General features: G+C 63.3%; 22 protein-coding genes. 17 read left to right on the top strand and 5 right to left on the bottom strand.

What is annotated here, in order from left to right:
* Nucleotides 1–10 precede the first annotated feature (10 nt).
* From BHQ40_RS02120 to gpmA, 3 genes are all read right to left on the bottom strand, one after another.
* Complete coding sequence (locus tag BHQ40_RS02120; RefSeq protein WP_070151694.1) at nucleotides 11–1081, bottom strand: 5-(carboxyamino)imidazole ribonucleotide synthase; 1071 nt, start codon at nucleotides 1079–1081, stop codon at nucleotides 11–13.
* A gap of 10 nt (nucleotides 1082–1091) precedes the next feature.
* Nucleotides 1092–1577, bottom strand: coding sequence for a 5-(carboxyamino)imidazole ribonucleotide mutase (gene purE / locus BHQ40_RS02115; protein ID WP_070151692.1), 486 nt, complete (start codon nucleotides 1575–1577; stop codon nucleotides 1092–1094).
* Nucleotides 1578–1756: 179 nt separating this feature from the next.
* Entirely contained in the window at nucleotides 1757–2443 is a 687-nt protein-coding gene (gpmA, locus tag BHQ40_RS02110) for a 2,3-diphosphoglycerate-dependent phosphoglycerate mutase (RefSeq protein ID WP_070151690.1), read from the bottom strand.
* A gap of 128 nt (nucleotides 2444–2571) precedes the next feature.
* On the opposite strand from gpmA, the gene BHQ40_RS02105 reads away from it, so the two are divergent.
* The 16 genes from BHQ40_RS02105 (at nucleotide 2572) to pal (ending at nucleotide 14325) form a co-directional block, all read left to right on the top strand.
* Entirely contained in the window at nucleotides 2572–3291 is a 720-nt protein-coding gene (locus BHQ40_RS02105; RefSeq protein WP_070151688.1) for a dienelactone hydrolase family protein, read from the top strand.
* A gap of 75 nt (nucleotides 3292–3366) precedes the next feature.
* Nucleotides 3367–3816 (top strand): carboxymuconolactone decarboxylase family protein, encoded by a 450-nt coding sequence (locus BHQ40_RS02100; protein ID WP_246524935.1) that lies wholly within the window; start codon nucleotides 3367–3369, stop codon nucleotides 3814–3816.
* A gap of 39 nt (nucleotides 3817–3855) precedes the next feature.
* Complete coding sequence (locus tag BHQ40_RS02095; RefSeq protein ID WP_070151686.1) at nucleotides 3856–4737, top strand: sigma-70 family RNA polymerase sigma factor; 882 nt, start codon at nucleotides 3856–3858, stop codon at nucleotides 4735–4737.
* A 112-nt stretch (nucleotides 4738–4849) separates the two neighbouring features.
* On the top strand, nucleotides 4850–5593 hold the full coding sequence (locus BHQ40_RS02090; protein WP_070151684.1) for a YebC/PmpR family DNA-binding transcriptional regulator: 744 nt from the start codon (nucleotides 4850–4852) through the stop codon (nucleotides 5591–5593).
* Nucleotides 5594–5630: 37 nt separating this feature from the next.
* Entirely contained in the window at nucleotides 5631–6119 is a 489-nt protein-coding gene (gene ruvC, locus BHQ40_RS02085) for a crossover junction endodeoxyribonuclease RuvC (protein ID WP_070151682.1), read from the top strand.
* A gap of 303 nt (nucleotides 6120–6422) precedes the next feature.
* Entirely contained in the window at nucleotides 6423–6860 is a 438-nt protein-coding gene (locus BHQ40_RS02080; RefSeq protein WP_139139141.1) for a hypothetical protein, read from the top strand.
* A 29-nt stretch (nucleotides 6861–6889) separates the two neighbouring features.
* Nucleotides 6890–7327, top strand: a complete 438-nt coding sequence (locus tag BHQ40_RS02075; protein WP_139139140.1) for a hypothetical protein — start codon at nucleotides 6890–6892, stop codon at nucleotides 7325–7327.
* A 72-nt stretch (nucleotides 7328–7399) separates the two neighbouring features.
* Entirely contained in the window at nucleotides 7400–8005 is a 606-nt protein-coding gene (gene ruvA / locus BHQ40_RS02070; RefSeq protein WP_070151676.1) for a Holliday junction branch migration protein RuvA, read from the top strand.
* Complete coding sequence (locus BHQ40_RS02065) at nucleotides 8002–8553, top strand: hypothetical protein (RefSeq protein ID WP_070151674.1); 552 nt, start codon at nucleotides 8002–8004, stop codon at nucleotides 8551–8553. Before ruvA ends, BHQ40_RS02065 begins: the two co-directional genes overlap by 4 nt.
* Nucleotides 8550–9572 carry a Holliday junction branch migration DNA helicase RuvB gene (ruvB, locus tag BHQ40_RS02060; protein ID WP_070151672.1) on the top strand — a complete coding sequence of 341 codons (1023 nt, stop codon included), beginning with the start codon at nucleotides 8550–8552 and terminating at the stop codon, nucleotides 9570–9572. Before BHQ40_RS02065 ends, ruvB begins: the two co-directional genes overlap by 4 nt.
* A gap of 246 nt (nucleotides 9573–9818) precedes the next feature.
* Nucleotides 9819–10319, top strand: coding sequence for a YbgC/FadM family acyl-CoA thioesterase (locus BHQ40_RS02055; protein WP_070151670.1), 501 nt, complete (start codon nucleotides 9819–9821; stop codon nucleotides 10317–10319).
* Nucleotides 10316–11023 (top strand): protein TolQ, encoded by a 708-nt coding sequence (gene tolQ, locus BHQ40_RS02050; protein ID WP_070151667.1) that lies wholly within the window; start codon nucleotides 10316–10318, stop codon nucleotides 11021–11023. The genes BHQ40_RS02055 and tolQ overlap by 4 nt, the downstream gene beginning before the upstream one ends.
* Entirely contained in the window at nucleotides 11023–11499 is a 477-nt protein-coding gene (locus tag BHQ40_RS02045) for an ExbD/TolR family protein (protein ID WP_070151665.1), read from the top strand. Before tolQ ends, BHQ40_RS02045 begins: the two co-directional genes overlap by 1 nt.
* 13 nt (nucleotides 11500–11512) lie before the next feature.
* Nucleotides 11513–12370, top strand: coding sequence for a cell envelope biogenesis protein TolA (locus BHQ40_RS02040; RefSeq protein WP_070151663.1), 858 nt, complete (start codon nucleotides 11513–11515; stop codon nucleotides 12368–12370).
* A complete protein-coding gene (tolB, locus tag BHQ40_RS02035) occupies nucleotides 12367–13704 on the top strand; it encodes a Tol-Pal system beta propeller repeat protein TolB (RefSeq protein WP_070151661.1) in 1338 nt (445 codons plus the stop codon). The genes BHQ40_RS02040 and tolB overlap by 4 nt, the downstream gene beginning before the upstream one ends.
* A 114-nt stretch (nucleotides 13705–13818) precedes the next feature.
* Entirely contained in the window at nucleotides 13819–14325 is a 507-nt protein-coding gene (gene pal / locus BHQ40_RS02030) for a peptidoglycan-associated lipoprotein Pal (protein WP_070151659.1), read from the top strand.
* A 162-nt stretch (nucleotides 14326–14487) separates the two neighbouring features.
* Here the strand turns inward: pal and BHQ40_RS02025 are convergent, their stop codons facing one another.
* Both BHQ40_RS02025 and BHQ40_RS02020 read right to left on the bottom strand, forming a co-directional pair.
* Entirely contained in the window at nucleotides 14488–14790 is a 303-nt protein-coding gene (locus BHQ40_RS02025) for a hypothetical protein (RefSeq protein ID WP_070151657.1), read from the bottom strand.
* Between the two features lie 41 nt (nucleotides 14791–14831).
* Nucleotides 14832–17735 carry a M16 family metallopeptidase gene (locus tag BHQ40_RS02020; protein ID WP_070151655.1) on the bottom strand — a complete coding sequence of 968 codons (2904 nt, stop codon included), beginning with the start codon at nucleotides 17733–17735 and terminating at the stop codon, nucleotides 14832–14834.
* A 196-nt stretch (nucleotides 17736–17931) separates the two neighbouring features.
* Here BHQ40_RS02020 and clpB point away from each other — a divergent pair, with 196 nt between their 5' ends.
* Nucleotides 17932–20508, top strand: a complete 2577-nt coding sequence (gene clpB / locus BHQ40_RS02015) for an ATP-dependent chaperone ClpB (RefSeq protein ID WP_070151653.1) — start codon at nucleotides 17932–17934, stop codon at nucleotides 20506–20508.
* The last annotated feature ends 47 nt before the right edge of the window (nucleotides 20509–20555 follow it).

Below are 20555 nucleotides of genomic sequence, written 5' to 3'. Positions count from 1 at the left end.
CGGTGCATCATCAAAACCCCAGCCGGGTTACATGGCCCATTTTCCGGCCCGGCCGCGCCTCATGCTTACCATAGAGATGGAGATGGCTGGCCGGATCGGCGAGTATCTCCGGCCATGCCGCCGCTTCGTCGCCGATCAGGTTCCGCATCTCGACCGTCCTTGCGGCAAGGCCGGTGTCGCCGAGCGGCAGGCCGCAGATCGCGCGGATATGGTTTTCGAACTGGCTGGTCAGCGCCCCTTCGATGGTCCAGTGGCCGCTATTGTGGACGCGCGGCGCCATTTCGTTGAACACGGGTCCTTCGGCGGACGCGAAGAACTCGACCGCCAGCACGCCGACATAATCCAGCTTCTCGGCAATGGCCCGCGCCATGCTGCGCGCCGCGTCAAGCTGTCCGGCGATCACCGGTCCGGCAGGAACAGTGGAGGTCGCCAATATGCCGCCCACATGGACATTGGCCGCGCTGTCCCAGAAGCGCAGGTCGCCATCGCCGCCGCGCACCAGGATGACGGAAAACTCCTGATCGAAGCGGACAAATCCTTCCAGGATCGACGGCGCGCGCTTCACGGCATTCCATGCGCCGACTGCCTCGCCAGCATCGCCGATCCGCACCTGCCCCTTGCCGTCATAGCCCATGCGGTTGGTCTTGAGGATCGCGGGCGCGTCCATCCGCTCCAGCGCCGTCTCCAGATCGTCGAGACTATCGACCGGTGAGAAAGGCGCAGTCACGCCGCCAAGGTCGCAGACGAAGCGCTTCTCGGCCAGCCGGTCCTGCGCGATCCGCAAGGCGTTGACGCCCGGCCGGACCAAGCCATGGCCCGCCAGCACATCCAGCGCCGCCGTGTCGATATTCTCAAACTCATAGGTGACGACGTCGACCATGTCGGCGAATTTCGCCAACGCCTGCCCGTCCGTATAGTCGGCCTGCGTCCAGTGGGGAGAAACATCGGCCGCCGGACCGCTCTCCTCCGGCGCGAAGATATGCGTGCGATAGCCAAGCTGCGCCGCCGCCATCGCCAGCATTCGCCCAAGCTGGCCGCCGCCCAATATGCCGATGGTGGAGCCGGGAGGAATGACCGTCATCAACGCGCCTTCATTCCGGCGTTTCCGCAACGGAGTCCGTCTGCTTCGCCCGCCAGACCTCAAGCCGTCCGGCGAGGTCATCGTCCGTGGTCGCCAGCATCGCTGCGGCCAGCAAGGCCGCATTGGTCGCCCCCGCCTTGCCGATCGCCAGCGTGCCGACGGGAATGCCGGCCGGCATCTGAACGATGGAAAGCAGGCTGTCCATGCCAGAGAGCGCCTTGGATTCCACCGGCACGCCCAGCACCGGCAGGCGCGTCATCGCCGCCGCCATGCCGGGAAGATGCGCAGCGCCGCCCGCGCCCGCGATGATCGCCTTCAGTCCGCGCCCGGCGGCCGATTTCGCATAATCATACAGGCGGTCCGGCGTGCGGTGGGCGGACACCACCTTGCACTCGTGCGTGATCCCCAGAGCATCCAGTATTTCGGCCGCATGGCGCATGGTCTCCCAATCGGACCTGCTGCCCATGATGATGCCGACCTGAACCTGATCCGCCATTGCCGTGCTTCCCACCCCTAAAGCGCGCGGCTGCGCCGCCCGGAAGCACAGCCCCTTAACCGGATGAATCTGCGCCGTCCAGCATACATCCGTTCGCCCTGAGCGAAGTCGAAGGGCATAGCTGAACTTGTCGAAGCCGCTTCGCCTCCGCTCAGCCCGAACGGATCATGATAAGCCTCTCAGCGCTCCGACAGATAATAGCGGTCGAGCGCCGCCAGATTGTCGTCCAGTTCGTAGACGATCGGCTGGCCGGTCGGGATCTCCAGCTCGGTGATCTCCGCATCCGGGATACCCGACAGATGCTTGACCAGCGCGCGCAGCGAATTGCCGTGGGCGGAGATGACGACCCGCTTGCCCGCTTTCAGTTCCGGCGCGATGCGGCTTTCCCAATAGGGCAGCACGCGGGCGATCGTGTCCTTCAGGCTCTCGGTCGACGGGATGGCGATGCCGTCATAGCGGCGGTCCTTCGACAGATCGAACTCGCCGCCCGCCTCCAGCGGCGGCGGCGGCGTATCGAAGCTGCGGCGCCACACCTTGACCTGCGCATCGCCATGCTTGGCCGCGGTTTCCGCCTTGTTGAGACCGGTCAGCCCGCCATAATGGCGTTCATTGAGGCGCCAGTCCTTTTCGACGGGGAGCCAGAGACGCCCCATTTCCTCCAGCACGATGTTCAGCGTCTTGATCGCGCGGGTCTGGACGGAGGTGAAGCAGCAATCGAAATCAAGCCCCTTCTCCTTCAGCAACTGGCCGGCCGCACGCGCCTCTCCCGCGCCCTTCTCCGTCACATCCACATCCCACCAGCCGGTGAAGCGGTTTTCAAGATTCCACGCGGATTGGCCATGGCGGATGAGGACGAGTGTCGGCATGGGTCGCTGTCTCCGTAAGCTAGGTTTGCCCAATTGCGGCCCTCCATAACGGCAAATCCGTCCTGCGCAACTTGCCCCGCCCAACTGTTTCATGGAAGGACAGCCGCGCCATAGAGGAGGAGTGAGATATGGGCATCGAGCGGCGCGTGACGATATATGACGGCCCCGGCGGCCCGTTCGAGGGCATGGCCATTGCCGATCCGGCCGCGGGACCGCGCCCCGGCCTGTTGCTGATCCCGAACGTGCTGGGCACCAAGGAGGATGATTTCCTGCGTGGCGAAAAGATTGCAGCGCTGGGCTATTCGGTCTTTGTCGCCGACGTCTTCGGCCAGGGCAAGCGCCCCACCCGCGACGACCCGGACAGGGCGCGCTACATGACGGAGCTGAACAATGACCGCACGCTGCTGAAGGCGCGGCTTGGCGTTTCCCTGGATGCGCTGAAGGCCATGCCGGAAACCGACCCGTCGAAATGCGCGGCGTTCGGCTTCTGCTTCGGCGGCAAATGCGTTCTCGACATGGCGCGCGCTGGCCTGGATGTGAAGGGCGTCGTCAGTTTCCACGGCGTCTATGACGCCCCGCCCTATCCCAACGTCACGCCGATCGGGCCGAAAGTGCTGGTCTGCCACGGGTGGGACGATCCGCTATGCCCGCCGGATGCCACGGCCGCGCTGGCGAAGGAACTGACCGAGGGCAAGGCCGACTGGCAGATCCACGCCTATGGCCATACCGGCCATGCCTTCACCGATGAATCGGTCAACATGCCCGGCCAGCATTTCGGATATAGCCCGGATGCGGACCGCCGCAGTTGGAAGGCGTCGATGGATTTCCTGGAGGAAATCTTCGCCTGAACAAAAAATGCGCACCCCATGTCACAGAGCATGGGGCTGTCTCGTCTTGTCGGCATCACCTGATGAAAGGACAAGATGATGCATACGCAACTGAACTGGATGGACGCCCAGCCCGCCGCCGCAAAGGCCATGATGGCGCTGGAGGGCGCGGTGCTGAAAGGCGCGATCGAAAAGCCGCTGGCCGAGCTGGTCCGCATGCGGGTGTCGCAGATGAACGGCTGCGCCTTCTGCATGGACATGCACAGCCACGACATGATCAAGGCGGGCGAGAATCCGCAGCGCATCTTCGTCCTGAGCGGCTGGCGCGATTCGCCGGTATTTTCTGGGCGCGAACGCGCTGCGCTGGCGTGGGCCGAAGCAATGACCTCGCTCGCCTCCGGTCACCCGGATGCGGCGGCCCATGAAGCGCTCGACGCGCATTTCACCGATGCGGAAAAGGTGGAACTGACGCTGCTGATCGTCACGATCAACGGCTGGAACCGCTTCGGCGTCGGCTTCGGCATGGTCCACCCGCTGCGGAATTAGGCCATTCCCGTCCCTCGCGCCGGATTGTAGAACCCGCCGATGCTCCCCGCCCACGCCTTCGAAACCCACCGGTCGCACCTTCTGGGCGTCGCCTACCGGATGCTGGGCTCGCTGGCGGAGGCGGAGGACATCGTGCAGGAAAGCTGGCTGCGTTGGGAACGGACGGAGCAGGACGGTATCGCCAATCCGCGCGCTTTCCTGTCCCGGATCGTCACCAATTTGTGCCTAGACCAGATGAAGTCGGCGCGGGCGCGGCGGGAGGAATATGTCGGCCCGTGGCTGCCGGACCCCGTGGCCGAAGGCGTCGGGCCGGATGTCGAGGCGGAGCGCGCCGACTCCCTCTCCGTCGCCCTGCTGCTGGCGCTGGAGCGCCTTTCTCCGCTCGAACGCGCAGCGTTCCTGCTGCACGACATATTCGACATGGATTATCCGGAGGTCGCTTCCCAGCTCGGCCGCTCGGAAGCGAGCTGCCGCCAGCTTGCAGCGCGCGCACGGGCGCATGTGCAGACCGACAAGCCCCGCTTCCGCATTGCGCAGGATGAAGGCGACCGGCTTGTCGACGCCTTTCTCGCAGCGTCGCAGAGCGGCGAGACCAGCGCTTTCGCCAGTTTGCTGACCGATGATGTCGCCTTCCATGGCGATGGCGGCGGCGTGAAGATCGCCGCCATGAACATCATCAAGGGGGCGGACAAGGTGGCGCGCTTCTTCCTGGGCATCGTGCACAAGTCCGGCGATTATCCACGCCGCATCCTGTGGCGCGGGCGGATCAACGGCCTGCCCGGCTATGTCAGCATGGAGCGGGGGGACACGTTGCAATCCACGGCCTTCGACATCGAGGATGGGCGGATCAAGGCGATCTACATCATCCGCAATCCGCACAAGCTCCGCCATCTGGCGCAACTGGCGTCGTCGCCAGCCTGAATTAGTGGCCCGAATTAACGGCCCAGCCGCCTATATCATCGAGATGTTGCCTCGACGGGGACCGCCCGCTAGACAGCGCCCCACTTCACACCAGATATGTCAGGAGCAGGCCGTGGCCGGCCATAGCAAATTCAAGAACATCATGCATCGCAAGGGCGCGCAGGACAAGAAGCGCTCCGCCATGTTCTCCAAGCTTTCGCGCGAAATCACCGTCGCCGCGAAGATGGGCATGCCCGACCCGGACATGAACCCGCGCCTGCGCCTGGCGGTCAACGCGGCCAAGGCGCAGTCGATGCCCAAGGACAATATCCAGCGCGCGATCGACAAGGCGGCTGCGGCGGGCGGCGAGAATTATGAAGAAGTGCGGTATGAGGGTTACGGCCCCGGCGGCGTCGCGATCATTGTAGAGGCGCTGACCGACAACCGCAACCGCACCGCCACCAACGTCCGCACGGCCTTTTCCAAGAATGGCGGAAATCTGGGCGCATCCGGCGCGGTCAGCCATGGTTTTGATCGCATGGGCCTGATCACCTACCCCGCCGCCGCGGGAGACGCCGAGAAGGTGTTCGAGGCCGCTCTGGAAGCTGGAGCCGAGGATGTCGCCTCGTCCGAGGACGAGCATGAGATCTGGACCGCGATGGATGCCCTGCATGAAGTCGCAAAGGCCCTGGAAGCCACGCTGGGCGAGGCCGAGAGCGCCAAGCTTGCGTGGAAGCCGCAGACCACGGTCGAGATGGACGAGACCAACGCGGCGACCCTGCTCAAGCTGGTCGATACGCTGGAAGATGATGATGACGTCCAGACGGTCTGGGGCAATTACGAAGTCTCCGACGCGGTGATGGAGAAGCTGGGCTGATGACTGGCCCCTCCCCGGACGGAGAGGGGCTGTCGTCATGCTGATCCTTGGCATCGACCCCGGCCTGGGCACGACCGGCTGGGGCATTATTTCCGCCGATGGCAATCGCCTGAGCCATGTCGCCAACGGCCAGATCCGGACAGATGCTAAGGCGCCCCTCGCCCAACGCCTGCTTGCCCTCGACGCTGCGCTCACCGACCTGATCCTGATGCATCGGCCGGGCGGCGCGGCGGTCGAGGAAGTGTTCGTCAACGCCAATCCGCAATCCACGCTGAAGCTCGGCCAGGCGCGCGGGGTCTGCCTGTTGAACGCAGCGCGCGCCAATCTGGACGTTGGCGAATATGCGGCGCGACTGGTCAAGAAATCAGTCGTTGGCGTCGGCAACGCCAGCAAGGATCAGATTCACGCAATGGTCGGCCGCCTTCTGCCGGGCGCGGCCATTGCAGGTCCCGATGCGGCCGATGCCCTCGCTGTGGCGATCACCCATGCCCATCATCAGGCAACGGCGCGGCGCATTGCACGATAGATAGCCTCCCGGGGCAATATTGGCTCCCCGACGGCCTTGTGACGACAGCGAATCGACCCCCGGAAAAGCTTAATTTCTTCGTTGGCGCTGCACCAAATTCACTCCAATATTTCCGTTTTGTTCACGCGGCGCCGGACAGGCCAATATCGCGTTAACCATGAAACTTATTGACTTAAGTTAATAAGAAAAAAGGCAAATTTACTCCGCAGCGAATAAGAGCTTAGCTTTAAATTTACTGTAATGGTGCAATGCGATAACCATTAACACGCGGACGTAAGTTCCGCACTATTGCGGTGGGCAATCATGAAATCTGTTTGGAAGTCCTCGATTCTGGGGATGATGGCTGGCGGCCTTGCCGCATGCGGCGGCGGGTCCGATGGCGCGCCGGTATCGGCATCATCCCAAAAGGGTGAGCAGGCGGGCGTGGCGACAGCTTTGCCAGCCCAGGCCCCTACGCCTGCACCGACCTCCTCGCCCGCTGCAGCGGCGGCCGAGGAGCGCCTGCTCCTGCCCGACAACACGCTTTATGCACCGGGCGATTATTTCGCTTATGCCTCGCCCTGGTGCGCGACCTATGACCCTTCGCTGGCGGTGGGCCGCAATATCGTCGACACCATCAGCATCCTGCGATCGACCTTCCCCAATGATGTCGTGATTTCGGCAAAGTCCCGGACAATTACCCGACCGTTTCCCGGTGCGGCGTTTATGGCTATAACGCGATCACCTTCGGCCATTATCTGACCGTCAACAGCGCGGCGAAGATGCAGCCGATGCAGGTGAAGAACATCCGCACCCTCTCCATGCAGTTCGATATGTCCCTGTCGGGGGATGGCGAGTTCAACATTCTGGCGGAATCCTTCCTGACGGGCGCGGCGAAGGATTTCGGCACGAAGCTGGAGATCGGATTCTACACGCACAGCACTCCTCGGTCCGCGTCCTTCGCGCGCAGCGGCACGCCCATCGGCACCTATGTCGACAATGCAGGGCGAAGCTGGACAGTGACGAAGGTGGACGATTTCGTCATGTTCCTGCACGGCAGCGGCGATCTGCTCACGGGAATGCTGGATATCAAAGGGGCTTACACCTTCCTGATGAACCGCGGCGTGCTGACCGGCAATGAGTGGTTCAATGGCGTATCGCTGGGCATGGAGCCGATGCGGGGGAATGGCGTGGCGGCGATCCATACATGGTCAGTCACCTACGGGTGATTGCACCCGCAATTTAGCTATACGCTTAATTTTCCGCTCGAAACGAACCGGGAACATCGCTAAGCCCATCGCATGATTGCGAAGCTGAGGGGCATATTGGACAGCACCGGCATCGACCATGCCGTCATTGACGTCGGCGGGGTCGGCTATCTTGTCGGCGCCTCGTCCCGCACCCTCGCCGCGCTTGGGTTTGCAGGCGAAGCGGTCACCGTCCACACCGAAATGCTGGTCAGCGATGACGCCATCCGCCTCGTCGGTTTCGCAAGCGCGGAGGAGCGCGACTGGTTCCGCCTGCTGACCGGCGTGCAGGGTGTGGGCGCGCGGGTGGCGCTGGCCATCCTGTCCGCGCTGGAGCCTGCCGAAATCCACCGAGCAGTAGCCATGGGCGACAAGGCCATGGTCTCCCGCGCCAATGGCGTCGGACCGAAGCTCGCCCAGCGCATCGTCATGGAATTGAAGGACAAGATCGGCGTGGCTCCGGCGGGCGCGGCGATTGCTGCGGGGACCGCCCCCCTTCCCGGCGGCAGCCATAGCGCCGACGCCGTATCCGCCCTCCAGAATCTGGGCTTCAAGCCCGCCGAAGCCAGCGCCGCCGTGGCAGCGGCCGAAGCGGAGGCCGGTGACGGCGCAACGCTGGATGCGCTGGTGCGGCTGGCGCTACGGAAGGCGGCGAAGTGAGCAACGACGCAACCGATATTAATCCCGACATTATACGGCGGGTTGGAGAGTTAGAGCTTGCTAGCGCAACTCATTCAAGAACTGTTTTATTGGAAGCTCATCAAGACGCATACAAGTGGCTTCTTGCTTCTCTGCTGGCTATCAATAGTGCAGGAATTTTCACTTTGCTCAGCTTTCAGCTAATTTCCATTAGAGCGAGAGTTATAATTGCGATTTTATTCTATCTAGGAATAATGGCAGCTCTATTGAGTAGCTATCTGAGTCAGCGCGCCAATCGGGCACTTATTGGACCGCTTGGTGAATTGATGGGCTATTGGATAACGGTCGCTCACGATGGCGAATTGCTCCCCGAAGCTTTCGAAGCGATCAACCAGAAAATTCAATCTGCAGTGCAGCAAGCTAGGCCTACTCAGGTTGCAGGTTGGGCGTCTGCCGTCTTCTTTTCCCTCGGAGTGATCAGCGTCGGCATAATGCTAATATATTCGCCTCTGCCCTCTTCGATCCCAACACACAACGAGCATCACGATTTCCAGAGTTCTAATCATTGACCGACACCGACCGCCTCATCACGCCCGCTCGCCGCGCTGAGGACGCGGACGCCGCGCTGCGGCCCAAGTCGCTTGACGAGTTCATTGGGCAGCAGGCGGCGCGGGAGAATCTGCGCATCTTCATCCAGGCGGCGAAGCAGCGAGGCGAGGCGCTGGATCATGTGCTGTTCTTCGGCCCGCCCGGCCTTGGCAAGACCACTCTCGCCCAGATCGTGGCGAAGGAGATGGGCGTAGGTTTCCGCGCCACGTCCGGCCCCGTCATCGCCAAGTCCGGCGACCTTGCCGCGCTCCTCACCAATCTGGATGAGGGCGACGTGCTGTTTGTGGATGAAATCCACCGCCTGAACCCCGCTGTCGAGGAAATCCTCTACCCGGCGATGGAGGACCGCGCGCTTGACCTGATGATCGGCGAAGGCCCGTCGGCCCGTTCCGTGCGCATCGACCTGCCCAATTTCACGCTGGTCGGCGCGACGACGCGGCAGGGGTTGCTGACGACGCCGCTGCGCGACCGTTTCGGCATTCCCGTGCGCCTGCAATTCTACACGGTGCCGGAGCTGGAACTGGTCGTGCGCCGCGCCGCCGGGCTGCTTGGCCTTACAGTCACGCCGGAGGGATCGACCGAGATCGCCCGCCGGTCTCGCGGGACGCCGCGCATTGCCGGACGGCTGCTGCGCCGGGTGCGCGATTTCGCCAATGTCGCGAATGCGGGGCAAGTCGACGCGAAGGTCGCCGACGCCGCACTGAACCGGCTGGAGGTCGACCATCTGGGCCTCGACCTGATGGACAGGCGCTATCTCACCATGATCGCGGACGTTTATCGCGGCGGCCCCGTGGGCGTGGAGACGCTGGCCGCTGGTCTTTCCGAACCGCGCGACACGGTTGAGGAAGTGATCGAACCCTATCTGATCCAGTTGGGCCTCATCGCCCGGACCGCGCGGGGGCGCTGCCTCAACGGTCCCGGCTGGAAGCATCTGGGCCTCACCCCGCCCGAAGGGTCGCAGGACGGGCTGTTCGATTAAGGCGGATCCGTTCGGACTGCTGACAAGAGGCGCGTGACTCTTGTCAGTGTCGAAGTGCTGTCCTTACCAAAGAGAAGTGCAGCCCTTCGACAAGCTCAGGGCGAACGGATCGATAGAAAAGCCGCAGCCATAGGCCATCGATCTGCCGTTCCGCATCAAGGACGAACCGAGCCATCCGCTCCGCAAATGGTTTCGTTCCCGTCATTTCTTGCTTTGCCTGCGAGTCGCATCATGGTTAAAGGCCCAATGCCTGCCCGCCTTCAGCCCAAGCCGGCACTTCCTGATGCGCCTTGCCTGCCTGCGCCTGTGGGCGGGTTGTTTGCGTCGGGCGTCCATTATTATCCGGTGCGGGTCTATTTTGAGGATACCGACGCCGGGGGCGTGGTCTATCACGCTAATTATCTCCGCTATATGGAGCGCGCGCGATCGGACATGCTGCGCCTGGCCGGGATCGACCAGCGCGGGAACCTGGAGGGGGGCGAAGGCGTCTATGCGGTTGCCGATCTCTCCATCGCCTATCGCCGTCCGGGCCGCCTGGACGATGACCTGGTGGTGAAAAGTACGGTGCAATCGATCGGCGCCGCGACATGCACGATCCACCAGTCGGTGCTGCGCGGCGAGGATATGTTGACCGAAGGCACCGTCACTGTCGCCTTTATCACACCCCAGGGCCGCCCCCGGCGTCAGCCGCGGCACTGGATCGAAATTTTCACCCGCCTCAGCCAAGGGGAAGACCTCCGCATATGAGCATCGCCCTACCCAGCGTCAGCCTTGCCACCGGCGCTGCCACAATTTCACCCGTCGCCCTGTTTCTTCAGGCCGATATCGTCGTGAAGATCGTCATGCTGGGCCTGCTGCTCGCCAGCATCTGGACCTGGGCGATCATCATCAGCTTCGGCGTCAAGCTTTCCCGCACCCGCAAGGGATGCGACCAGTTCGAAAAGGATTTCTGGCGGACCGAGGATATTGACCGCTTTTTCGAAGGCAAGTCGAAGTCCGACCTTCCGGCCGCGAAGGTCATGGCCGCTGGCGTCACCGAGTGGCGCCGCTCCACCGCCGCCCGCGCCATCGACCGCGACGGCACCCGCGACCGTCTGGCCACCGCCATGAGCAGCGCGTCCGCTTCCGAGATCGACCAGCTTTCCGACCGCCTGAATATCCTGGCAACTGTAGGCAGCGTCGCGCCCTTTGTGGGCCTGTTCGGCACCGTCTGGGGCATTATGCGCGCCTTCACCTCGATCGCGGCAGAGCAGAATAGCAGCCTCGCGGTTGTCGCGCCGGGCATTGCGGAGGCGCTGTTCGCCACCGCCATCGGCCTGTTCGCGGCGATCCCGGCCGTCATCGCCTACAACCGGTTCAGCCATGGCATCAACCGGCTGGAGGCGAAGCTGGCGCGCTTTGCCGACGGTTTCTACGCCATGTTGAGCCGTGAGCTGGAGGCCCAGAAATAATGGGCATGGGCTCCCCCTCCAACCGCCGGGGCGGTCGCCGCGCGCCGATGGCGGACATCAATGTGACGCCGCTGGTCGACGTCATGCTGGTGCTGCTCATCATCTTCATGGTCACCGCGCCGCTGCTGGTGACTGGCGTGCCCGTGAACCTGCCGCAGAACCGGGCCAAGGCGCTGGATCAGGACCAGAAACCCTCCGTGGTCTCCATCGACAGCGACGGGGCGATCTTCGTCGACGATTCAGAGGTGACGGAAACCGATCTGCCCAGCCGCCTCGCGGAAATCCGGTCGGCGGGAACGCAGGATGATCAGCCCCCGCAGATATTCCTGCGGGCGGACAAAGGGATCGATTATGGCCGCGTCAGCCTTGTGCTCGGCGAGTTGAACCGCGCGGGCCTTAACAAGGTCGCGCTGGTCAGCACGGCATCGCAGGAACGCACCCGCCCTGTCAGCATGGATTCAGAAAGAGAGCCATAAGGTCCTCCCCGGCATGGAAAGAACGGAAAAGATCGGCCTTGGAATCGCGACGGCGGCGCACGTGCTGCTGTTTGGCGCGCTTTCGACGACCTTTCTCTCGACGCCCAATCCGCTGAAGCTCAACTCCCCGCCGATCGACGTGTCGATGGTGGATGAGATCGCGCTGAAATCCGCCGCGCCGAAAATCTCCGTCGAGCCGCCGCCGCCCAGCGAAGCGCCGGAGAAGGGACCGACGGAGGAAGCCGCGCCCGCGCCCTCTCCACGCGAAGTGGAGCCGGAGGTCGTGCCCGCGCCGCCGCCGCCCAAGCCTGCGCCGCCGCGCAAGGAAGCCGAAAAAGCGAAACCCAAGCCGCCCGCCCCCGCAAAGGCGGCGGAGAAACCAAAGCCGGTCAAGGAAAAGCCCAAGGAAACGCCCGCCAAGCCGTCAAATTCGACCGCCAAGGGCAAGACCGACCGGCCGCGCGGATCCTTGCTGGGCGACGATTTCCTGAAGGGCATCCAGACCGAAGCGCCGAGCAAGGTCAAGGCCGCCGCGCCTCCGGCAACGTCCGTTGGGCCTGCCCAGAAGGCGGCGCTGGACGCCGAAATCCGTCGCCAGCTCAAACCCTATTGGAAATCCCCGACGGGTTCGGATGTGGAACTGCTGCGCACCACAGTCGCCGTAGAGCTCAACCGGGACGGCTCTATCTCCGGCGCGCCGGAGATCTTTGAGACTACCGGACAAACCGCCAGCAATCGTTCGCAGGTCAAGCTGCATCAGGAACAGGCCATCAAGGCCATCAAGCTTGCTTCTCCCTTCAAGCTTCCGGCCGATCTCTATGACGGCTGGAAATCCCTTCGTATCGCATTCGACAAGAGGCTCTCACAATGACCCCCATTATCAAGAGGATCGCCTTCGCCACCGCTACAGCCCTCGTGGCGCTCGCTGCCCCAGCACAGGCGCAGCTCAGCGTCGACGTGACGGATGAAAGCGCATCGAACCTGAAAATCGCCGTGCCCGCCATGCCGGCGCAACAATCGGTTTCGACCCCTGCGGGCACCACCGACGAGTTGGGCCGCAAGATAGCGGAAGTCATTGCCTCCGATCTTAAGGGGTCGGGTCTGTTCGAACCTTCCGGTCCGGCGGGGTTGAAGGCGGTGACAGTGCCGGAAGTCACCTTCCCCCAATATGATCATTGGTCCTCCATGGGCATGGAGGCGCTGGTGCAGGGCTATGTCCGCTCCACCGGCGGAGATGCCGAAATCACCGTTGGCTGCTATCTTTACGATGTCGCCCTGAAATCCGAGCTTACGCGTCAGGGTTATGTCGTCTCGCCGCGCGACTGGCGCCGCGCCGCGCACAAATGCGCCGACGCCATCTATGCGCGCCTGTCCGGCGAAAGTCCCTTCTTCGACAGCCGCATCGCCTACATCGCTGAAAGCGGCCCCAAGGATAACCGCGTGAAGCGGCTCGCCATCATGGATTCGGATGGCGCCAACCACCGCTTCATCACCAACGGACAGTCGCTGGCGCTGACCCCACGCTTCTCACCGGATTATGGCTCGATCGTCTATGTGAGCTATCTCAATCGTCGCGTCCGCATTTTCGTCTATGACATCGGCACGGGAAAACAGCGGCTTGTGACCGAAAGCTCGAACGCCACTTTCGCGCCGCGCTGGTCGCCGGACGGCCGCTCCATCCTGTTCTCGATGGCGGTTGCGGGCAATACGGACATTTATCGCGTTCCCGCCGCCGGCGGCACGCCCGTCCGCCTGACAACCTCGCCGGGCATCGACGTGGGCGGCAGCTATTCTCCCGACGGTTCGAAGATCGTCTTTGAAAGCGACCGTTCCGGCAGTCAGCAGATTTACGTCATGAATGCCGATGGTTCCGGCCAGCAGCGGATCAGCCATGGCGGCGGCCGCTACGCCACGCCGGAATGGAGCCCACGCGGCGACCAGATCGCCTTCACCAAGATTAGCGGCGACTTCAAAATCGCAGTCATGACGCCGGGCGGCGACAATGAGCGCATCCTGACCAATGGCTGGCAGGATGAGCAGCCCACATGGGCGCCGAACGGCCGCGTCCTGCAATTCTTCCGCACCAGCCCGGGCCGCAGCGGCGGCAGTCAGGTGTGGCAAGTCGACCTTACGGGCGTCAACGAACGGCGCATTCCGACCCCGCTTAACGGCTCCGATCCGGCATGGGGCCCGTTGCTTCCGTGAAATGAATTTTCAACGGCATGGAACTCAATCGTCTTGACAGCGTAACAATCTCGCAGAAGTCTTGATTTTCACTGGTGCAGGCACCTATCCAACATGCGTAATGAGGAGAAAAACATGAAAACAGTGTCCCGTACCCTGATGATGGCCACCGCCGTCATCGCGCTGGCGGCATGCTCGAAGAAGCCGCCAGAGGAGCTGCCCCCCGCTCCCGTCGACAACAGCACGCCTGCGCCGCCGCCCGCACCCAGCGGCCCCATCAAGGGCAGCCAGGAGGACTTCCTGGCCAGCGTATCGTCCGACCGCGTGCTGTTCGGCACCGACGAGTTCGACATCGACGCGCAGGATCAGGCGACGCTGCAGAGCCAGGCCCAGTGGCTGCAGGCCAACCCGACCGTTCGCGTGACCATCGAAGGCCATTGCGACGAGCGCGGCACCCGCGACTACAACCTGGCACTGGGCGAGAAGCGCGCCAATTCGGCCAAGAACTATCTCGCCTCGATCGGCATTGATCCCAGCCGCATCACCACCATCAGCTACGGCAAGGAGCGGCCGGCTGCGATGGGTTCGGATGAGAGCGCATGGGCGCAGAACCGCCGCGCGGTGACCGTCACCGTCCAGTAAGACTGGCGCAGGTAAAAAAGAAGACCCGCCGATCGATGAGATCGGCGGGTTTTTATTGGAAGCATATGCCGTCGCATTTGGGCCGTTCGGGCTGAACCTGTCGAAGCCCAGCACTCCTAACGCTCAGGGCGAACGGAAGCCGGGCATTCTTTCGATTTGGCGCTACTTGCGCCGCGTTCCCGTCATCGCCGCCGATCCGAACGCGCCAAGCTGGATCGTGCCCGTCAGCGTGTCGCCCTCAATGATCGCCTCGGCCTCCAGCACCATGGGCATGGGCACTGTCATCTCCATCTTCCAGGTCAGGCGATTGCCGTCCACTTCCCCGTCCTTGACGTCCAGGGAACCGAGCGGCCCGGCATTGGTGCCGTGAAAGCTGTCGCCGCTGCTTATGACCGTGAAAACGCTCGGCTGATCGCCCATCGGCGTTTTCGTGATGCAATCATAGGCGCCGTCTACCTTGGCCATTCTTCGTCTCCATTCTTGATGCGTATCGACCCTGCCCGCGCTTATTTCGCGGGTGCGGCTTTGCTGTCAACGACAGTGATCGGCATGCCCAGCTCCTTGAGCTGCGGCAGCACCTGAGCCTTGTCGCCCACGACGACCCAGGTCAGCTTGGCCGGATCGATCATCTTGCGCGCGACCGCATCCAGCTCCGGCGCGGTCAACTTCCTGTATCGCTCCGCCAGCGTCTCGACGAAATCGAACGGCCGCTTATACATGACGTCCCGCTGCATCTCGCCCAGCACATCGGCTGACGTTTCGTAGCTGCCCGGAAGCTCCCGGATGCTGCCATTAATGGTGCGCTCCAGTTCAGCCTGCGTGATCCCCTTTGTCGTCAGGAAATCGCCAATCTGCTGTTTCAGGACGGCAATCGACGCGCCCGTCTTGTCCGCCTGAACCGGGGCGAGAACGACAAAGGGTATCTGCCCCTCAAACCGGTTGATCGTCGAGCGCACGCCATAGGACCAGCCCTTTGTCTCGCGCAGATCCATATTGATGCGGCTGAGGAAATTGCCGCCCACGATATCATTCGCCTGCAGGAAATCGACAAGATCGTCGGTTCCCTTGGCGTCGAGCAACTGGCCCGCATAAATCATCGATTGCGGCGATTGCGGCCGGTCGACCAGCACGATTTGCGGCTTGGCGGCTGGTACGGGCACGTTGAAATCCTTGGTGCCCGGCAGATCGCGGGTCATCCGCCAGGTGCCGAACCGTTCCTCCAGCATGGGCTTCAGGACATCAAGCGTGGTGTCGCCGACAACGAAGATCGCCGCATTGTCGCCGCGAATCCATTTATTGTGGAAGCTCGCCAGATCGTTCCGAGTCAGCTTCGCCACTACTGCGGGATCGCCAGTGCCGCTGGTGGGGCGGCCATAGGGATGGTCCTTCCCATAAAGCAGGGGCGGCAAGGTGCGGCTGGCGATTGCGCGAGGCTCCGTCAGTTCCTGCGCAATCTGCGCAAGCCGCGTCGCGCGGATGCGTTCAAGCTCCTTCGCATCGAACGCCGGGTTCTTGATAACGTCCGCCAGCAGGTCGAGCGAAGGCGCCAGATTGGGCGTCAGCGCATACATGGATACGGACGTGCTATCCATGCTGGCGCTGGTGGCGATCGCGGCGCCGAGACGTTCCTGCGCCTCCGCGATCTGGACGCTGTTCAGCGTCCGCGTGCCTTCCTTCAGCATCGTCAGCATCAGCGCCTGGGTACCCAAAGCATCCTTGGGATCGGCGGCATTGCCCGCGTTGAACACCACGGACATGCGAACCGTCGGCACGGTGTCACGTCGCGCGAAATACACCTTTACGCCGTTGGAGAGCGTCGTCGTTTCCACGGCCGGGAAATCAATATTCGGGATCGGCCCGACGTCGGGCAGCTTGCTGCGATCAACGGCGGCGAGCGGTCCCTTCGCCGATGCGCCAGGAGCGGTCTCGCCATCCTCCGCCACATAATGCGCCGGCGCGGCGACGATGCCGGTACGCTTCGACACCTTTCCGCCCGCTTCCTCATAGGCGTCGCGTTCGCCCGGCTCGACGGTCAGGGCGAATACAGGGCGGGTCAGCCATTTCTGCATGGCGGCGGTGACTTGCGCAGGCGTGGCGGCCGCCATCTCCTTCAGCTCCCTCTTGTAGAAGGCTGGATCGTTGGAATATAGCTCGCCCTCGGCCAGCGTGACGGCCTTGCCGCCGTCACCGCCCACCTGCTCCAGCCCGCCTATGCGCCCAGACAGATCGGTGGTCGCCACCCGCTTCACCTCGTCGGCGGTCGGGCCTTTCGCGAAATAGTCGGTGAGAATTTCGTCCAGCCGCTTGCCAACGACAGCGGGGTCAATGCCGGGCTTCACATTGGCCGTCACCTCAAAGAAGGCGAGTTGCGCAAAGTCCTGAACATCGGCCGTCACGCTGACGGCAAGCTGCTCATCGCGCACCAGAATATTGTCGAGCCGCGACGACGCAAGGCCGCCAAGCACGCTGGCGCCGATGCCCAGCGGCACGGAATCGGGATCGTTGAGGCCCGGCACGGTCCACCAGCGATAGAGGCGCGTGGTGGCCACATGGTCCTTCATCACCATATCCTTGCGCGCCGGGAGCGTCGGCACGGGGACATTGACCGGCGCGACCTTCGCCCCCGCCGGGATATCGCCGAAATATTTGGTGACGAGCGTCTTTGCCGTCTTCACGTCGATATCGCCCGCCAACACCAGCACCGCGTTGTTCGGGCCATAATGTCCGATGAACCAGTCCTTCACATCGGCCAGGCTGGCGCTGTCCAGGTCCGCCATCGAGCCGATCGTGGAGTGCTGATAGGGGTGACCGTCCGGCAACAGGCCGGCAAGCTGCGCATATTCGACAAGGCCATAAGGCTGATTGTCGCCCTGCCGCTTTTCGTTCTGGACAACGCCACGCTGGTTATCCAGCTTCGACTGGTCGATGCCGCCGAGCAGATGCCCCATGCGGTCGCTCTCCAGGAACAGCGCCACCTCCAGCGCAGAGGTGGGCACGGTCTCATAATAGTTGGTGCGGTCGAACCAGGTCGATCCGTTGAGGTCCGTCGCGCCGATCTGCTGCAGGGGTTCGAAGAAATCGCCGGGCGCGTTTTCCGACCCGTTGAACATCAGATGTTCGAAAAGATGGGCAAAACCGGTCTTGCCCTTCGGCTCATTCTTCGACCCGACATTGTACCAGACGGATACCGCCACCACGGGGGCCTTGCGATCGGTATGAACGATGACGCGCAGGCCGTTTTTCAGCGTGAATTGCTTGTAGGGAATGTCCACCGCCGCGACGAGCGCCTCGACCGGCGCCGCCGGAGCTGGCGCGGCGGCCGCTACGGGTGCGGCGGTTTGCGCATGGGCCAAGGATGAGGATAGCGCCAGCGACGAGGCCATCAGGCCAAGAGCGATCGAACGAAGCATGGGGGGATCCTTTGCATGACCGTGCAGGGCCGCGCCGGAGCAGCCCGATATGGCGGGAGAATAGGCAAGGCGTTATAGCGGTGCAATACGGTTTCAGCCGGAGAAAGTTGTAGGTGAAATCGATGATGGGAGGAGACGCCTCTTGTGTTGCAAATAGGCAACACTATATCGCTGCCACAGTCATCAAGAGGGTGTCATGAATATCGAGAAGTTCACCGATCGCGCCAAGGGTTTCCTGCAATCCGCGCAAACCGTGGCCATCCGCATGAGCCACCAGCGGATCAGCCCGGAGCATCTGCTAAAGGCGCTGCTGGAGGACGATCAGGGCATGGCGTCCGGCCTGATCCGGGCGGCGGGCGGCGACCCGGCGGTGGCCATGCGCGAGACGGACGCTGCGCTGGCCAAGGTGCCCGCCGTGTCGGGCAGCGGCGCGCAGGTGACGCCGGGCCTGGACAATGACGCCGTGCGGGTCCTCGATTCCGCCGAGCAAGTCGCGCAGAAGGCGGGCGACAGCTATGTCACGGTCGAGCGGCTGCTGCTCACCCTCACCCTTTCCAGCACCACCACGGCGGGCAAGGCATTGGCTGCGGCGGGCGTGAAGGCCGAGGCGCTGAACGCCGCCATCAACCAGTTGCGCGGCGGCCGTACCGCCGACACGCAGAGCGCCGAGGATCGCTATGACGCCCTCAAGAAATTCGCCCGCGACCTGACGCAGGCGGCGAAGGACGGCAAGCTGGACCCGGTGATCGGCCGCGACGAGGAAATCCGCCGTACCGTGCAGATTCTGGCGCGTCGCACCAAGAACAACCCCGTGCTGATCGGCGAACCCGGCGTCGGCAAGACGGCGATCGCCGAGGGCCTCGCCCTGCGCATCGCCAATGGCGACGTACCCGACACGCTGAAGGACCGCACGCTGATGGCGCTCGACATGGGCAGCCTGATCGCGGGCGCGAAATATCGTGGCGAGTTCGAGGAGCGGCTGAAAGGCGTGCTGGACGAGGTGAAAGGCGCAGAGGGGCAGATCGTCCTGTTCATTGACGAGATGCACACGCTGATTGGCGCGGGCAAGGGCGAAGGCGCGATGGACGCGTCCAACCTGCTGAAGCCCGCCCTCGCCCGTGGCGAACTGCACTGCATCGGCGCGACCACGCTGGACGAATATCGCAAGCATGTGGAGAAGGACCCTGCCCTGCAGCGCCGGTTCCAGCCCGTATTCGTCGGCGAGCCGACGGTGGAGGACACTATCTCCATCCTGCGCGGACTGAAGGAAAAATATGAGCTGCACCACGGCGTGCGGATCACCGACAGCGCGCTTGTGTCGGCAGCGACGCTGAGCAACCGTTACATCACCGACCGTTTTCTGCCGGACAAGGCCATCGACCTGATGGACGAAGCCGCATCACGCCTGCGCATGGAAGTGGAAAGCAAGCCGGAGGAGATCGAAAATCTCGACCGGCGCATCATCCAGCTCAAGATCGAGCGCGAGGCGCTGAAGAAGGAGACCGACAAGGCGTCCAAGGACCGGCTGGAAACGCTGGAGGACGATCTCGCCAATCTGGAGCAGCAATCGTCCGAACTCACCGCCCGCTGGCAGGCGGAGAAGGACAAGATTGCGGGCGAAGCGAAACTGAAGGAGCAACTGGACGCCGCGCGGCTGGAACTGGAGCAGGCCCAGCGGGCGGGCGACCTCGCACGCGCGGGTGAGCTGTCCTATGGCACCATCCCCGACCTGACCCGCAAGCTGGAGGAGGCCGAGACCGTCACCAAGGGCGCGATGCTGCGCGAGGAAGTGACGGCGGAGGACATTGCCGGCGTCGTTGCTCGCTGGACCGGCATTCCGGTCGAGCGGATGATGGAGGGCGAGCGCGAGAAGCTGCTGAACATGGAGGCGGAGATCGGCAAGCGCGTGATCGGCCAGGCCGATGCGGTGCGGGCGGTATCGACGGCCGTGAGGCGCGCGCGCGCAGGCCTTCAGGACCCCAACCGGCCGCTGGGCAGCTTCCTGTTCCTTGGCCCCACGGGCGTCGGCAAGACGGAGTTGACCAAGGCACTGGCCGAATTCCTGTTCGACGACAGTGCGGCGATGGTGCGCATCGACATGAGTGAGTTCATGGAAAAGCACAGCGTTGCCCGGCTGATCGGCGCGCCCCCCGGCTATGTCGGCTATGAGGAAGGCGGCGTGCTGACCGAAGCGGTGCGCAGGCGGCCCTATCAGGTCGTGCTGTTCGACGAGGTGGAGAAGGCGCACGGCGACGTGTTCAACGTGCTGCTGCAGGTGCTGGACGATGGCCGTTTGACCGACGGACAGGGCCGCACCGTCGACTTCACCAACACGATCATCGTGCTGACGTCGAACCTGGGCAGCCAATATCTGTCCGGGATGGCGGACGGGCAGAAGATGTCCGAGGTGGAGCCGCAGGTGATGGAAATCGTCCGCGCGCATTTCCGCCCGGAATTCCTGAACCGGCTGGATGAGATCATCCTGTTCCACCGCCTGTCGGCCGACAATATGGCGCCGATCGTGGATATCCAGGTGAGCCGGGTGCAGAAGCTGCTGAAGGACCGCAAGGTAACCCTCGACCTCTCCGACGGGGCGCGGGCGTGGCTGGGCCGGGTCGGCTATGACCCCGTCTATGGCGCGCGGCCGTTGAAGCGGGCTGTGCAGCGATACCTGCAGGACCCGCTCGCTGACCTGATCCTGCGCGGCGACGTGCCCGACGGATCAACGGTCAAGGTCGATGACGGAGATGGCGCGCTGGTGCTGCAGACTTAATAAAAGAACGGGCGGATCGATGGTCCGCCCGTTTCTTTTGCTCAAAT

It is taken from the genome of Sphingobium phenoxybenzoativorans (assembly GCF_001757355.1).
Taxonomy (GTDB): domain Bacteria; phylum Pseudomonadota; class Alphaproteobacteria; order Sphingomonadales; family Sphingomonadaceae; genus Sphingobium; species Sphingobium phenoxybenzoativorans.
Note: the sequence above shows the minus strand (reverse complement) of the source record. Positions and strands in the feature narration are given on the sequence as shown.